The organism is Marinoscillum furvescens DSM 4134 (genome assembly GCF_003386095.1).
Lineage (GTDB): Bacteria > Bacteroidota > Bacteroidia > Cytophagales > Cyclobacteriaceae > Marinoscillum > Marinoscillum furvescens.
In genome coordinates, this window is record NZ_QREG01000010.1 from 59,740 (window position 1) to 74,465 (window position 14,726).

At 42.2% G+C, this 14,726-nt stretch carries 7 protein-coding genes; 3 read left to right on the plus strand and 4 right to left on the minus strand.

The annotated features are described in order from the left end of the window. Positions 1 to 4 precede the first annotated feature (4 nt). Positions 5 to 3,286, minus strand: coding sequence for a glycosyl hydrolase (locus tag C7460_RS11860; RefSeq protein ID WP_245986329.1), 3,282 nt, complete (start codon positions 3,284 to 3,286; stop codon positions 5 to 7). A gap of 7 nt (positions 3,287 to 3,293) precedes the next feature. After that, entirely contained in the window at positions 3,294 to 4,658 is a 1,365-nt protein-coding gene (locus C7460_RS11865) for a sulfatase family protein (RefSeq protein ID WP_147302929.1), read from the minus strand. Positions 4,659 to 4,877: 219 nt separating this feature from the next. Between C7460_RS11865 and C7460_RS11870 the strand changes: the two genes are divergently transcribed. Then, entirely contained in the window at positions 4,878 to 6,353 is a 1,476-nt protein-coding gene (locus C7460_RS11870; RefSeq protein ID WP_115868323.1) for a sulfatase family protein, read from the plus strand. A gap of 18 nt (positions 6,354 to 6,371) precedes the next feature. Beyond that, complete coding sequence (locus C7460_RS11875; RefSeq protein WP_115868324.1) at positions 6,372 to 8,993, plus strand: sulfatase-like hydrolase/transferase; 2,622 nt, start codon at positions 6,372 to 6,374, stop codon at positions 8,991 to 8,993. 233 nt (positions 8,994 to 9,226) lie between these two features. On the opposite strand, the gene C7460_RS11880 is transcribed toward C7460_RS11875, so the two are convergent. Together C7460_RS11880 and C7460_RS11885 are read right to left on the minus strand one after the other, a co-directional pair. Continuing rightward, positions 9,227 to 10,906, minus strand: coding sequence for a sulfatase (locus C7460_RS11880; RefSeq protein WP_115868325.1), 1,680 nt, complete (start codon positions 10,904 to 10,906; stop codon positions 9,227 to 9,229). A gap of 214 nt (positions 10,907 to 11,120) precedes the next feature. After that, complete coding sequence (locus C7460_RS11885; RefSeq protein ID WP_115868326.1) at positions 11,121 to 13,229, minus strand: bifunctional aldolase/short-chain dehydrogenase; 2,109 nt, start codon at positions 13,227 to 13,229, stop codon at positions 11,121 to 11,123. A 301-nt stretch (positions 13,230 to 13,530) separates the two neighbouring features. On the opposite strand from C7460_RS11885, the gene C7460_RS11890 reads away from it, so the two are divergent. Continuing rightward, positions 13,531 to 14,583, plus strand: a complete 1,053-nt coding sequence (locus C7460_RS11890; protein ID WP_115868327.1) for a GntR family transcriptional regulator — start codon at positions 13,531 to 13,533, stop codon at positions 14,581 to 14,583. The last annotated feature ends 143 nt before the right edge of the window (positions 14,584 to 14,726 follow it).

The window sequence follows — 14,726 nt, forward strand, 5'->3', positions numbered from 1 at the left end:
ATTATTATTGACGGGTTTTCGAGATGCTTTTTATCGAAACTGGCCCTAAAAGCCCCGCACTTGGCGGTTCTTCATTGGGTTTGATATCATCGACTATGTGCCAGGAGTACCTTTCATTTTCAGGAAGCATTTTGTCCTTGATGAGTCTGTTTCTCCAAAGGTTAGCCACTTTCACCACTAGTTCGTTTTTTCCTTGTTTCAGCTGATTTGTGACATCTAGTTGAAAAGGGTAAATCCAGGTCGTACCAACCTCTTGTCCATTGAGTGTCACGGTCCCCATGACAGATACCTGTCCCAAATCAATCATGTAGATCTGGTTTGGACTGATCTCACCCATTTCGAAAGTGGTGGAGTAGTTGGCGGTCCCTGAGTAAAACTTTATCGCATCTGAATCAGATTGGTTCCAATCGCTCAGTGTATTGAAAGTGACAGGGCCTTTTGGTCCTATGTCTTTGTTTAAAAAGTCTACTTCCCAGCTGCCTTCTATACTTGTAGTAATTTGAGCTTCGGGGAAGTTTGAGTCATATTTAGAGTCGAGATCAGTTTCAGAAAATACGATGTAAAAGCTCTGGTCTTTTTCAAAAGATAATGGAACTGTGGTGTACCCATCGGTTTCTTTAAAAACTGGCAATGCTCGTATCTCACCTGTTACTGCATCCCATAGCTGCGGCTTCATTCCTTGTACATTAAACGATGGAGATATGTTTAGAACATCATCGCTTTGATTGGTAATGAAATAGATGTCGCCATTGTCCGCTTCTCTATGTGTCCAGAGTATTTTGTAGTCGCCATCCAGCTTCAAGTCGCGTTTCAGGTCAATTTTTTCGAGTGCTTCTTTTAAGCTCATATTGTCGATGACATGACCTTCGCCAAATGATCTGAAAAGTGGCTGATCAGTTTGTTCTCCCCACAATTCAGCAGCCATGGTCTGCACTTGAGCGTCAGATTCCGGGTAGTTTTCCAGGCTAGGGGAGGTAGTAGGTGGTGCTCCGTAGATGTTTGCGCCAGCTTGTACAAGCGATTTTATTTTCTCCAATACTGATGGACGCATATTGTCTACAGGTGGCAAGACGAGCAGTCCATAAGACATGCCATCAGGGAAAGTGAGTCTTCCATTTTTTACAGTAACCCGGTTTAGGAGTACTTCAGCATTTAGATAATCGTAAGAATATCCCTGGGGCAATTCCGGATTGCGAGTACCAGTCATGATAGGTGTGTTTTCACCAATAAAGTAAGCAACATCTGCACTGTATTGTCCTTGTGTAAGCATGTGCTGGTTTCTTCTAAGGTAGGTCATCCATGCTTTCGATTGCTCAAACCACGTATTGTGACGGTTAAACTCGGTGCTAAACCAGGCGTTTACACCAGGCTTTCTATTGTCATCAGGTTGGTGAATGTAGAGGTGTAGCACAAAGTGATTAATACCTTCTGTGAAGCTCCAGTCTCCACGTTTTTTCAGAAGCGCAGGGTGCCTTAGGTAGGATTGGTAAGCTGCGGTGAAAGCCTCTGCCGACACCCTGGGTTTGCCATAAATATGAGCCGCAGAAGATGCAGCCTTACATTCAATATCACCAAGCGTTCCTTCATTCCAGAACTCACCGCTGACCAGGTCAGACTGCCCACCATACATCAAAAACTCGGATGGGAAACCCCAGTGACCATAGTTTTCCAGCCACATTTGAAGGTTGTGTTCGTTGCTCACCTTACGTAAACCTCCCACATACTCGTAGGCCACCTCGTCAGCTACTAACCTTCTCACATCCCACAGAAATCTATCTGAAGCATCTACACTCTGAACGATACGCCCGGAATATGTAGGTAAAAATGGTTTAGGATCGTAACTGTATTTGTCTTGAAATTTTTGCTGGAAATCATCACTCCAGTTTTGAGATCCCATTTCGTAGCTATCTGCAATCACATATTTAAAGGCAGACTTGCTTTCTTCAGGAAGACGCTTTAGAAATTCTCCTACAAACTGATCGAAATGAAAGCGAACGAGTTCTTCGCTCATCTTATCTATTTCGTATCCTTTTCCTTGTGGTGCTGCCGGTGCATTTTTTGTTCCTGTTGGGGTCATTCCATATCGTTGGATTGTCCATTCTCCTTCCGGTGCATCCCAGATTAGATTACCATCAGCATCCATTTTGTCACTCAGATCGATAACCTCTTTAGAGGAGATACTTAAATCATTTTGAACTACATCTGGTTGGGTGTCCCACAGGTAGCTTACAAAGGATGGGAATGGAGTGGGGTGGAGTTTTGCCAAACTTTTTTCGGCGTAACTGTCAAGTCCGGCAGCCTCAGAAATGATGATCTCGGACAATTGCCACTTATCTACTTTGGCATTTGGATAGGTATTTGACTTGAAAGTTCCTCCCAGAGCTTGAAATGCTAACCTGAAATTTTTCGCATCTGTTTCTGGTATTGCGATATGTACTGGAGCGTATTGATCGGCACCAACATTAGGGCTTAGTTTGCTCCGGTCAATGATCAGTGATTTTACTAGGTTGAAAGAATTGTCAACCTCCGCGTAGATATCGCATTTAACCTTGAATGCATCTTTAGAAGGTATAATTTTTACGCTTCTAGCTTTTATAGATACTTGGGATTTTATGTCTATTTGAAATTTTTCTACCGACTTTGGAAAGCCAGTGGCCGTCGAGTTATTTCCGTCAATCAATTTTTCACTGTTACCAACAGATGGCTGGATTCTAATGGTCGAATTGTCAGCAATGAGTCTTTTGCTTTCTGCTGCTATTGATGGAAATGCCAATACATACGTGTCTTGAAATTCGGCGGTTGGTTTACTCAGTTGGAGTGTGATGTTCCGCCCGCCATTTATTTTAGTTTCTGAGTAGGTCAGGTAGCGCATAGCCATTTCTGGCTTCACCCACGGCCCACCGGACTGGCTCCACCCGGGACAGTTGAATATCCCGATATCTACTCCGAGCCGCTTGCCTTCGACCACCGCATGTACCATGATTTCCCACCATTTTTCACTAAAGAGTGGTACCTTACCATCCTTTTCATCAGGGTTGATATTGCCTATCAGGGCGGCACCAATACCTGCCTCCTTCATAGCTTCCAGGTCTTTTGTTAACCCTTCCTTAGATATGTCATCTCCAATCCAGTAGTAATAGCACCAGGGTTTTACACTGTCAGCAGGTGTTTGAAAGCCGTCCCTTAAGGTATTGTAATTAAGTCCAATTCCCTGACTTCCTGGTTTTTCGCAGGAGGTAGCGAAAATTGTTATTAGGCATGCAACGAAGAGTTTTAATTTTTTCATATTATGGTCATTTCACTAAAGATTGTTGTTTCGCAAACTCAGCTCTGATTAATGATAATTGATTGGCATAGGCAGGGGCATCTGCCAGGTTTGTTGTTTCCAGTGGGTCATTTTTCAGGTCAAAAAGTTCTTCATAATTGTGCTCAGGGTATTGTAGGTATTTGAGACTATCTGTCACCAGCCCGTAGGTTTTTGGAATAGTGGGACTACCATTGAGTACGTGCTCGTAGTAAAAGGATGTTCTTGGGGGGTGGTGATCTTGCCTGAGCGCTTTGAGTAAGTCCCTACCTTGCATATTCGGGGGTGTCGGGATTTCAGCCAGACCTAAAATGGTTGGTGCGATATCCAGGTTTAATGCTGTGAGGTCAGGCTGGAGACCACTTACATTTTCGTCGCGTGGGTCAAAAATGATCAATGGAACACGAATGGACTCATTGTGACCAAACCACTTACCTGCCAATCCATGTTCACCTAAATAAAACCCATTGTCGCTGGTAAATATGATTATGGTGTTATCTGCCAGGCCTTTATCCTCAAGAGTTGCCCTGATGTTGCCAAGAACCTGATCGATACCGTTAATGAGTCTGAAGTAGTTTTTAACACTTTGTTGGAAAAGAGAATCCGTTTCGAACCTCAATTTCCACCTTTTTCGAGCAATGCTTTGATCTGTTCTGAAAAATCCGGGTAGCCTGCGCCATGCTTCTTCAGTGGCTGTTGGTGCCTTAGGCACTTCCACGCCATAATATAGAGATAGGAATTCATCCTTAGGAATGAATTGCCTGGGATCACCATCTTCAGAATGGGGTGATTTAAAACTCACTGAGAGACAAAAGGGACGTTCATCCGAGGAATCTAAAAAGCTTTGAATTGATTGGTTGACGATATCTGTATAATGGGTCATATTGCCTAAAGAGTCGTAGTTCTCATATTTCGGTTGATGCATGTTCGTACATTCCCAAAAGTCGAACCTATCTGCGGGTTGGTCTTTAGGCTTTCCAACCCCATATTTACCAATAAACCCTGTCCGGTAGCCATTTGCTTGTAGCAAGAGAGGATAGGTTTTTGAAAGAGCCTCTTCTGAGAGACTTGTGGTAAAGTCCTCAATCCTATGCCTTGCCATATATTGTCCTGTTAGAATACTTGCTCTGCTGCTACAGCATATCGATGTAGTTACGTAGGTGTTTCTGAAGTAAGCACCCTGACTAGCCAGAAGGTCAATTTCGGGCGTCTGAATTACCTTGTTTCCGGCGGCTCCCATTCCATCGTAACGCAGATCATCAGCCAGGAGAAATATAATATTTGGTTCCTTGGGAGAACATGAAAATAGAGCCAGTCCTAAGAGTAGAGGTATGAAGATTCTAAATAGCTGCAATTTCGGTTTGTTTTGATGTTTACTTGGGTTTTTAAATGAATGCACTAAAATATCCTATCAAAAAATGATACTCATCCTGCACCTTACTGAGGTGGGAGTTAATAAGTGCAATCAGACCTATCAGAATTCTGGTTTGGACGAAATAGTGGTTCATGTAGGAACGGGATGCCGGAGCAATTGAGATTATTTAAACTTGAACCTGACTAGTATACCTAGATTATGAAACAAACTTTATTGCCACTTCTTTTCAGCGCACTGCTACTATCCAGTTGTATTCCGGAACAAAGTGTCAGTCGCCCGCCTAACTTGTTGATTGTTCTCTCGGATCAACACTCGTACGACATGCTTGGATGCTACGGGAATGATCAGGTTAAAACACCTAACCTCGACAAGTTTGCGGGAGAAGGGTTAAGGTTCGACAATTGTTTCAGCAATCAACCTGTTTGTACCCCATTTCGTGGGATGCTTTTAAGTGGTATGCACCCACTAAAGAACGGTGCTTTTGTGAATGATGTACCTTTGATTCCTCAGCCAAGCCTTCTGGGGAACGTGTTAAAGTCACAAGGTTATCAAACAGCATACATTGGGAAGTGGCATCTTTTAGGGGGCGATCGCAAACGCCCTATTCCCGATGGCGAATTACGGTACGGGTTTGATAAGGTCTTGACCAACAATTGTCACGTGGATTTCCGACCAGGGAAATGCTTTTTTTGGAATGAAAAAGGTGAACGGGAGTATTTTGATGAATGGGAGGTTTATGGGCAAACCAGGCAGGCATTGCAATATCTGGATGAAGTTGATAAAGAAAAGCCGTTTGCCCTGATTGTGTCTTGGCACCCTCCGCATGACTGGGGTAAGTTCAAAGGTGTGGACGGTAAAATGCATTATCGGTACGAGACTATGAGTGAGTTTATGGCTCTCTATAATAAGGATTCTATTGAATTGAGACCGGGAATTGAGGTCACACCCGATCGAAAGACGATGTATCATGGTTATATGGCAATGGTCAGTGGTGTGGATGAGGCATTTGGCATGTTGATGGATAAATTAGAAGAGTTGGGGTTGGAAGAAAATACATTGACCGTTTTTTCAGCTGACCATGGGGATATGTTGGAGTCACACGAGGCTGTTTTACCAAAACAATATATCCATGATTACTCAACTCGTATTCCTTTTTTGATGAGGTATCCTGAAAAAATAAAAAGTGGCGACTCCACATCACTCCTTATGAGTACCATCAATATGCTGCCAACATTTCTCGGGATGATGGGCATTGAAACATCATTTGAATACGATGGGACAGACCTTTCACAGTCCATTTTGGAAGGGGATGAGGATGCCGTTGAGTCGATTCCGGTGTGGGTCTATCAGCGGGCTAAACATTCCAAGGTACCTAACTGGAGAGGGATTATCACCAAAGACTACTCATTTGCAATGACTGAAAACATGTCTGAAGAATCAATAGGGAATGTATTGTTTGATAGGAAAAATGATCCGAATCAACTAGAGAACCTAATTAATACGCCAGGGAATGCGGCAATTCAGAAGCAATTTGAAGTGCTTACAAGAAAATGGATGAGTGAATTTTCTGATGATTTTTATAATGCTGAAGATTTCAGGGCAGCTACTCCGGAGGGTGACTGGGCCGGGAATTATACCACGCCACCATTGGAACTTTTAAAAATCAATGAATAAAGGTAATATCGTTGTTTTATGATGAGGGTAAGAAGGGGGTTAGTCCTTGTTCTGTTTTTTATGAACCTGGTGGCATCTTCCCAGGAAGAACGCAAGAATGTTATTTTCATTTTGGCCGATGACCTGGGGTGGAGAGACCTGAGTTCGTATGGATCGGATTTTTACCAGACACCCAATATAGACGCACTTGCTGCCTCGGGTGTTAAGTTTACGGATGCGTACTCTGCAAACCCACTTTGTTCTCCGACTCGCGCCAGTATTTTGACAGGACAAACCTCTGGTAGATTGAGATTCACAAGTGCTTCCGGGCATATTGAGCAGGAAATACTCGATCCTGTGGCCACCAGCACAGCATCTCCCGAAAAAAAGAACGGAACAGTTCAATCCAGATCCAGACTTCCTCTTGAGTATATAACATTTGCCGAAGTACTGAAAGGTAGTGGTTACAGGACTGCCTTCATGGGTAAATGGCATCTTGGTAAAGCTCCTTACATTCCCGAAAATCAAGGATTTGATGTTGTGGTTGGTGGAAGGGAGCACTCTGGCCCTCCAGGCCCCAATAATTACTTTGGGCCATGGAATTTAAGTACGCTACCTATGGTGCCTCAAGGAACACACATTGCCGAAGCACTTACCGATGAGGCTATTGATTTTATAGACGAAACCACAGACCCTTTCCTTCTTTGTCTATGGTACTATGACGTTCATGCACCCTTTCAAGCAAAGGATGATGTTAAGCAGAAGTATGAGGCTAAGCTTAACAAGAATCATATTCAACGATCTCCTACCATGGCTGCCATGATTGAGGTTATGGACGAGAACATAGGGAGACTGCTAGATCATTTGGAAGATCGAAATCTCGATGAAAATACCATTGTGATTTTCACAAGTGACAATGGAGGGCATATGTATAATCTGGTAGACAATACCAATCCCACGAATAATGCTCCCTTGAGATCTGGAAAAGGGAATAATTATGAGGGCGGAGTGAGAGTACCTATGATTGTTCGTGCGCCCGGGATTTCAAAACCAGGAACGGTTTCCGAAGTGGTTACCCAAAGCGTGGATCACTACCCCACCATGTTAGACCTGTTGGACATAGATTTCCCAAATCAGGTTACAGATGGAGAAAGTTATGTCAATGCTTTAAAGGGACAGTATTATGAGCGTTCACCTATTTTTTCTGTGTACACTCATGACGTGCCTGCAGTGGCTAACAGGTATAATACCTCTGTGAGAAAGGGGGATTGGAAACTTTTGAAATTTTATCATGACGGACCGAATCGGGAACATAGATATGAGTTATACAACCTTGCAGACGATATAGGAGAGACTACCAATCTTTCTGAGCAAATGGTTGAGAAGACACAAGAACTGGCAGCACTTATTGAGACGTATGAAGAGGATATAGACATGCTGAAGCCACAGCCGAACGATAATTTTGTCGGAAACTCTGAAGCAGCCTGGTTTTCAACATGGGATACTGAACTATCGCTGACTGACGACAACACTCTAAAACTAGTGTCAGAAGGGAACACACCTTATGTAGAAACGAACCATGTGCCCAACTATAAAGGAGGTAGCCTGAAAATGGCTTTTGATATGAGATCCAGTAGCAATGGAAATGGTAGGTTTTTATGGAAAACCTCTGCTTCAAATACGTTCGACTCTTTTGTGAGTTTTACAGGAAAGCATGATGGAAACTGGCAATCAGTGACTGTAGATTTTACTCTGGGTAATACAGAAACACTTCGGGGATTGAGAATTCAGTCATCATCCGGAGAAGGAGAGATAGAATTGAGAAATATTCGATTGCTCTCTCAAAGTGAAGAGGAATTGAGAACCTGGGAGCTTGACTCAAAGGGCGTTATTGCGGGGCTGAGTGAAAATAACGCTCCTGCTATTTGTACGCCGCAGCTCGAATGGGACTTTGAGCGTGATGCCAGCTGCTGGAATCTTGAAAAACACCTTTCAGGCGAGGTTGAGGATGGTGCTTTGGTAGCCAGTGTTTTAGGAATTGACCCGATATTGACCCTTAGAGGAGGGCTAAATGTTCCATCGCTTTACTACTCCGAAATGCGAATTAGGATGAAAAATGCATCAAGTGCTTCTAACGGAGCTATTTACTTTAGAACAAGCGAAAATCCTTCTTTCGTGGGAAACTTTGTACTGTTTACTTTAACAGCAAATGACGATCAATTTCAGGACTTCATCGTAGATATGTCTGAGCACGCGAACTGGGGTGGAACAGTAGAAGGTATTCGCATAGATCCTCAACAACCCGGAGCAAGTCATGGAAGCGTTGAAATTAGCTACATCGGTTTTGTTAGGAATGACGTGGCGGAACCAGAAGATCCTGTTTTGACCAATGCAGAGGTTTCAGGAAGCAATTCGTTTAGCATCTTTCCCAATCCAACATCCTCAGGAAAAGTGGATATACAGCTAGGGTCGGCAAAGTATAAAAATAGCATGCTTGTTTTTATGTCATTGGATGGGAAGACCCTGTTGATAGAGAAGAACAACAGTCAAAGTGTGAATAACATACGTACGGATGTATCTTCATTTGATCCTGGAGTTTATCTTGTTCAGCTTGTATGTGATGGTAAAATTGTTTCCTCATTAAGGTTGATCAAGAGGTAATACTGTACTTACTGACTTTCCATTAATTAGTGTTGAATCTGACTGAGAAATGCAATGAATAGAAGTAAGTTCATTGAGAGAAGCACTAGTCCAGCGGCTGGCATGGTGGTTTCACCTTGACCACATGATTGAGGCTGGTTTTGACCTATTTCTAATCACTAAGAGCGCCTTTGTATATTGCCAATGCAGACACCCGACTGTCTTTACGAAAATATGAATAGGGGATTCTCTTTTTATAAACCGGTTGAGGTTTTACTCTCTTTATATAGGTTGACAAAAGGTGTGTCCCGAGCTTCTTCGGCTGCAATGTAATCTGGGTTTTCACTTGGCCAATAGCGTCTGTCCACGTTTTCTTCCAGCCAATTGATAAGCTTATCGAATAACTTGTCGGTCATTTCTGGATTGGCTTTAGCTAAATCATTTTTCTCAAATGGATCTAATGCAATGTTGTACAGGTGTAGCCTTCCGTACCAATCAAAGATGAGTTTGAAATCACCATCTCTGATAGCCGAATGAGGGGTGAGCGGGAGTCCATCGTAAGGGCTATTATATATCACGTTGAAAGGATAGTGCCAGTACCGGGTGGTCTTAGCGTATGCTCCTGCGTATTTATCGGAAATCAAAGGTAGCAGGCTTTGTCCATCAAGTTTTTGTTGTTTTATGAGTTGCTTTTCATCTAAGCCTCCTGCAGAGGCTAAAGTTGGGAAGATATCGGTGCAGTCCACTACTTCATCTACCCATCTACCTTCCTGAAATTGGCCTTTCCATCTAAAAATAAGAGGAACTCTTATGCCTCCTTCAGTAACGCATGCTTTACCTCCGAAGAATGGTGCGTTATCTGTTCCATCACCTTTTGGGGTAATTTTTCTGTCGATACCGCCATTGTCAGACATAAAGACCACCAGGGTATTCTCAGCTATCCCTTTCTCCTCCAACATATCGAGGATCGCTCCAACGGACATATCAAGGTGCTTGATCATAGCTGCATAAGTGGCATCTTCATGACCGTTCCACCCCTTACTATCTTTTGATTCAAAATAGTTGATGTCTTCTTTCGGAGCTTGAATAGGAGAGTGCACTGCAAAATGTGAAAAGTAGAGAAAAAATGGTTTCTCTTGATTTTCAGTCTGACGGTCTATGTAACTCAAGGCCTGTGCCGTCAAATCGTCGGTGAGGTAATCTTCTCCCGTTTTTTCTCCAGCATCGCCGAATGCCCACTTGTCCTGTGGCATATTGGGAAAGCGGTTTTTGGATTTGTTATTCCACCCATCTCTCCAATCAAAGTAACGACTGCCTCCTGCATCTGCCCAGGCAAGTGCTTCAAACCCATTGTCTCCTGGTTGATACCCCATAGCCCCAAAGCCTCCGACGTGCCATTTTCCGATAAAAGCCGAATTATAGTCTTTTAAGGCTTCCGCAATGGTTAGCTCATCGAGACCATTGTCCCATTCCGTTCCTGTCGGGATTGCTGAATTAGAAATTCCATTCGTTAGGGCTTGTTGAATTTTGATATCGTCTTTGTGTTCTAATACATCATGGGCATAGTACCCCTCTGGAACTTCCATGTTTTGGTTGTAATAGGTGTCTCTAAATGGCATTGCCGTAGTAAAGCCCAAACGGGCAGCATACTTTCCGGTAAGTATGCTGGCACGCGTTGGTGAGCATAGTTGGTTTGCATAGGCTTGAGAAAACGATACACCTTCATTCATAAGTCTGTCAATATTTGGTGTTTCGTAAAACATTTTATGATTTTCAATTCCAGTGAATTTTTTGGCATAAGCCTGAGTATCCATGATTCCGTAATCGTCTGCCAGAATGAAAATGATGTTGGGTTGGGATATTTGTGGCTTTTTACACGCTGAAAAAGCAGTTAGTAGAAGAATGGGTAAGGCTGTTCGAAATAATGCTTTCATTTTTAAGATAATTGCGTCGTTACTTCATCATGATGAAAAGAATCTATGATCTGCCGAATGTATCACTTATAAACGAAGTTTGCATCCTGCACTATACCGACTTAAAAAGTATGCTGGGCTCACTTATTGAACGAACTCATCCGCTCCCTTAGGACATAAAAAAGGGGACACTGTTTGCACCGTGTCCCCGATTGGCAATTAAGAATTTGTAAAGTTATCGAACGAACGCTGCAGCTACTCCACCATCTACATTAAGAATATTTCCAGTGGATTTACTCAAAGATCCATCAACAAAAACTAGAACAGCTTTTGCAATGTCTTCTCTTTCAAGAATGGCGTTCAAAATAGTTCTTTTTGCGTAGTGCGCAGGCAGTTCATCTACGGTGATGCCATAAGCTTTGGCACGACCTTCGCCCCATCCGCCTTCCCAGATGTTTGATCCTTTGATCACTGCATCAGGGTTTACAGTATTTACACGTATACCATCTACACCAAGCTCTGTGGCTAGCAGTCTGGTCATATGAACCTGAGCCGCTTTTGCAGAACCATAACCAAGGTTGTTTGGGCCGGATACCAGGGCATTTTTGCTCGCAATGTTTACAATATCTCCACCTAGACCTTGTTTTCTCAGGATTTCAGCCCCTTCTTTTGCCGTCAGGAATGACCCTTTCACCAGAATATTATGGAGTAGATCCCAGTCCTTTTCCTCAGTGTCTTTGAGAGACTTAGAGGTTGCGATTCCAGCATTATTCACAATGATGTCTACACCACCAAACGCCAAAGATGCTTTTCTAAAGGCTTCTTTGATAGAGTTTCCTGATGTTACATCCATTACGGCATACTCAGCAGTATCCCTTTTGAATCCTTTGTGAGCTTCTACAAGCCTTGATTCGTCTATATCCGTCAGCACCACACAAGCACCATTTTCCACCATCAATTTGGCTATTTCCAGACCTATGCCGCCACCTGATCCGGATATCAAAGCGACCTTTCTTGAGAGCGATTTCTCTTTGGGCATTCTCTGAAGCTTCGCTTCTTCCAAAAGCCAGTATTCAATGTCAAATGCTTCTTGAAGTGGAAGTGCGACGTATTCTGATACCGCTTCAGCACCTTTCATTACGTTGATAGCATTCAGGTAAAATTCATTCGCTACTCTGGCTGTTTGCTTATTCTTAGCGAAGGAGAACATACCTACCCCAGGCCAAATAATGATTACCGGGTTATTGTCTCTGATTGCCGGAGAGTTGTTGCGTTTACATGATTCGTAATAGTTGTTGTAATACTCACGGTATTCTATCCACTGGTGCTCAATTTTGGATTTTATTGCTTCTGAGTCTGAGAGGTCAGCATCTTTAGGCAAGTCAAGAACCAAAGGCCTTATTTTAGTTCTCAGGAAGTGATCAGGACAGCTTGTTCCTAGTGGGGCCAGTTTGTCTATATCAAAGCTATTGGCAAACTCAAGAATACGCTCATCATCACTGAAATGTCCTACCATCAACTGGTTTGAAGAACACAAACCTCTTAGAATTGGTGCAATGTCTGACGCTTGACTGGTTCTATCTTCTTTATTGAGGGATTCTGTCCTTTGTCCGCCAAAAACAGGACGATTTTTGCCATAGTTTGCTCCTAGATAAGCAGACGCTTTTTCGACCGACTCAAGAGAGTTGATATAGCAATCGTAGGCATTGTCGGCCCATGTGAACAGCCCATGGCCTCCTAAGTAGAGCCCTTTGAGGTTAGGGTTTTTATTGATTGCCTCTTCTAGCTGCAAGGAGAGATCGAACCCAGGCTTTTGCCATGGGATCCAAGCAAAATCATCCCCATAAATTTCTTTCATGATTTTCTCACCGTCTTTAGACGCAGCGATGGCGATAGCGGCATCTGGATGGAGGTGGTCAATGTGCTTGTAGGGAAGCAGGGCATGTAAAGGGGTGTCGATCGACGGGGCTTTGGAGTTTTGATCGTAGATGCAGTGGTTGAAAAGCTCCACCATCTCATCTTCAAATTCTATGCCTCGGTAGACGTTCTTTAAAGCACGGAGTTTGTCGACGTATAGTCCGGCAAGTCCGGCTCTGTCTAGGGTGCCGATATCACCTCCAGACCCTTTGACATACATTATTTCGACTATTTCTCCTGTGAGTGGATCTTTTTCGTCTACCTTACAGCTTGTGTTTCCTCCACCATAATTGGTTATTCTAAGATCTGTTCCAAGTAGGTTGGATCTATATAGTAAAAGTGCTATCTGATCGTCTCCTAGTTCTGCCGCTTTTGCTTCATCCCAGAGGTAATCAACGTGATTAAATTTCAAGGTTCTAGATTCCATCTCTTTCTTTGCTATGGTAATTGATATTAATTCAAGCGATAAAATTGAACAATGCATGACGCATACGCATCCTGCACCTTTCTGTATCGTGTATTTTTTAAGCACTGAATTCACTCAAATGGAATAATTTTTAGGATTAATTTTATTTTTAACAGAGGCAAAAAGGCACCTAAAATACCTGTGAAAGAACCATAACGAACGACTAATATCAATTTTTAAACTAATCATTCGAGCTATGAAACTATTCCTGACTTTTGCTACATTGGCGTTTTGAATGGATTTAAAATAATCAAAAACACATATGGAGCTGCGTAAATTTGTTCTTGACTTTGATGAAAATTCGAGTGAACCCAAGTATAAGCAAATAGCAAAAAGCATTGTTGAAAATATTGAAGCTGGAAGAATTCATGTTGGGGATCAGTTGCCTTCCATAAGCCAGTTGAGTATAGACTATTTGGTGTCTCGTGATACTGTAGAAAAAGCATACCGATTATTAAGAGATCAGGGTGTGGTGGAGTCAGTCAAAGGAAAAGGTTTTTATGTGCTAATATCCTCTCCAGGCTCAAAAATTCGAGTTTTTGTCCTGTTTAATAAACTAAGCTCCTACAAGAAGGTTGTTTATAATTCTTTGGCTTACGAATTGAGAAATCACGCGAAGCTAGAGCTGTTTGTTTATCACTGTAATCTTGAGCTTTTTGAAAGCTATATAACAGATAAATTGGGTCGGTATAATTACTATGTTATTATGCCACATTTCATTGACTCTGAAATAGGTCCCGCTGAAAAGAACCGAATTACAACCGTTTTAAATAAAATAAATCCTGAAAAGCTCATCTTCCTTGACAACATTGTTGATAATGTGGTAAAGTACAAAGGTGCTGTCTATCAGGACTTCAAATCAGATGTTTTTAATGCGTTATCCGAAGCGTCAGAACAATTAAGAAAGTACAAAAAATTAGTTATAGTTTTTCCTCAGAATGTCCCATATCCCTATCCAAAAAAGATTTTAGAGGGATTTAGGAAATTTTGTGGGTTCAATAATTTTGAATTTGAAGAAGTTACTGAAATCAAGGCCAATACACCGGTATCTAAAGGTACAGCGTACTTGATTATAGAGGAGAGTGATCTTTCCAAATTGATTAAGAATGTAAGAAATCAGAATTTAAAAATTGGCTTGGATGTTGGTATCCTCACTTACAATGATACTCCCCTGAAAGAAGTGTTACTGGAAGGCATATCCGTTATTTCTACTGAATTTTCGCAATTGGGGGTTTTAGCATCTAAAATAATTTTAAACGAATTGAGTGGTGCGGTAAAAAATGAGTTCAAATTGGTTTTAAGGAATTCGCTGTAATAGAAAACCTTTAATGCTTTCGAGATTAAGAATTCTATGATTTTTTGAAAATCCATCTGGATTTAAATCGGCTTTTACAGAATTTTTTAAGATCGACATCTTCATGAACATGCTCCCATATATAGATTTTTACATCATTTATA

Coding starts and splice junctions, on each gene's coding strand:
- C7460_RS11885 (WP_115868326.1), bottom strand. CDS start 13,229: ATGGAATCTAGAACCTTGAAATTTAATCACGTTGATTACCTCTGGGAT.
- C7460_RS11875 (WP_115868324.1), top strand. CDS start 6,372: ATGATGAGGGTAAGAAGGGGGTTAGTCCTTGTTCTGTTTTTTATGAAC.
- C7460_RS11880 (WP_115868325.1), bottom strand. CDS start 10,906: ATGAAAGCATTATTTCGAACAGCCTTACCCATTCTTCTACTAACTGCT.
- C7460_RS11890 (WP_115868327.1), top strand. CDS start 13,531: ATGGAGCTGCGTAAATTTGTTCTTGACTTTGATGAAAATTCGAGTGAA.
- C7460_RS11860 (WP_245986329.1), bottom strand. CDS start 3,286: ATGAAAAAATTAAAACTCTTCGTTGCATGCCTAATAACAATTTTCGCT.
- C7460_RS11870 (WP_115868323.1), top strand. CDS start 4,878: ATGAAACAAACTTTATTGCCACTTCTTTTCAGCGCACTGCTACTATCC.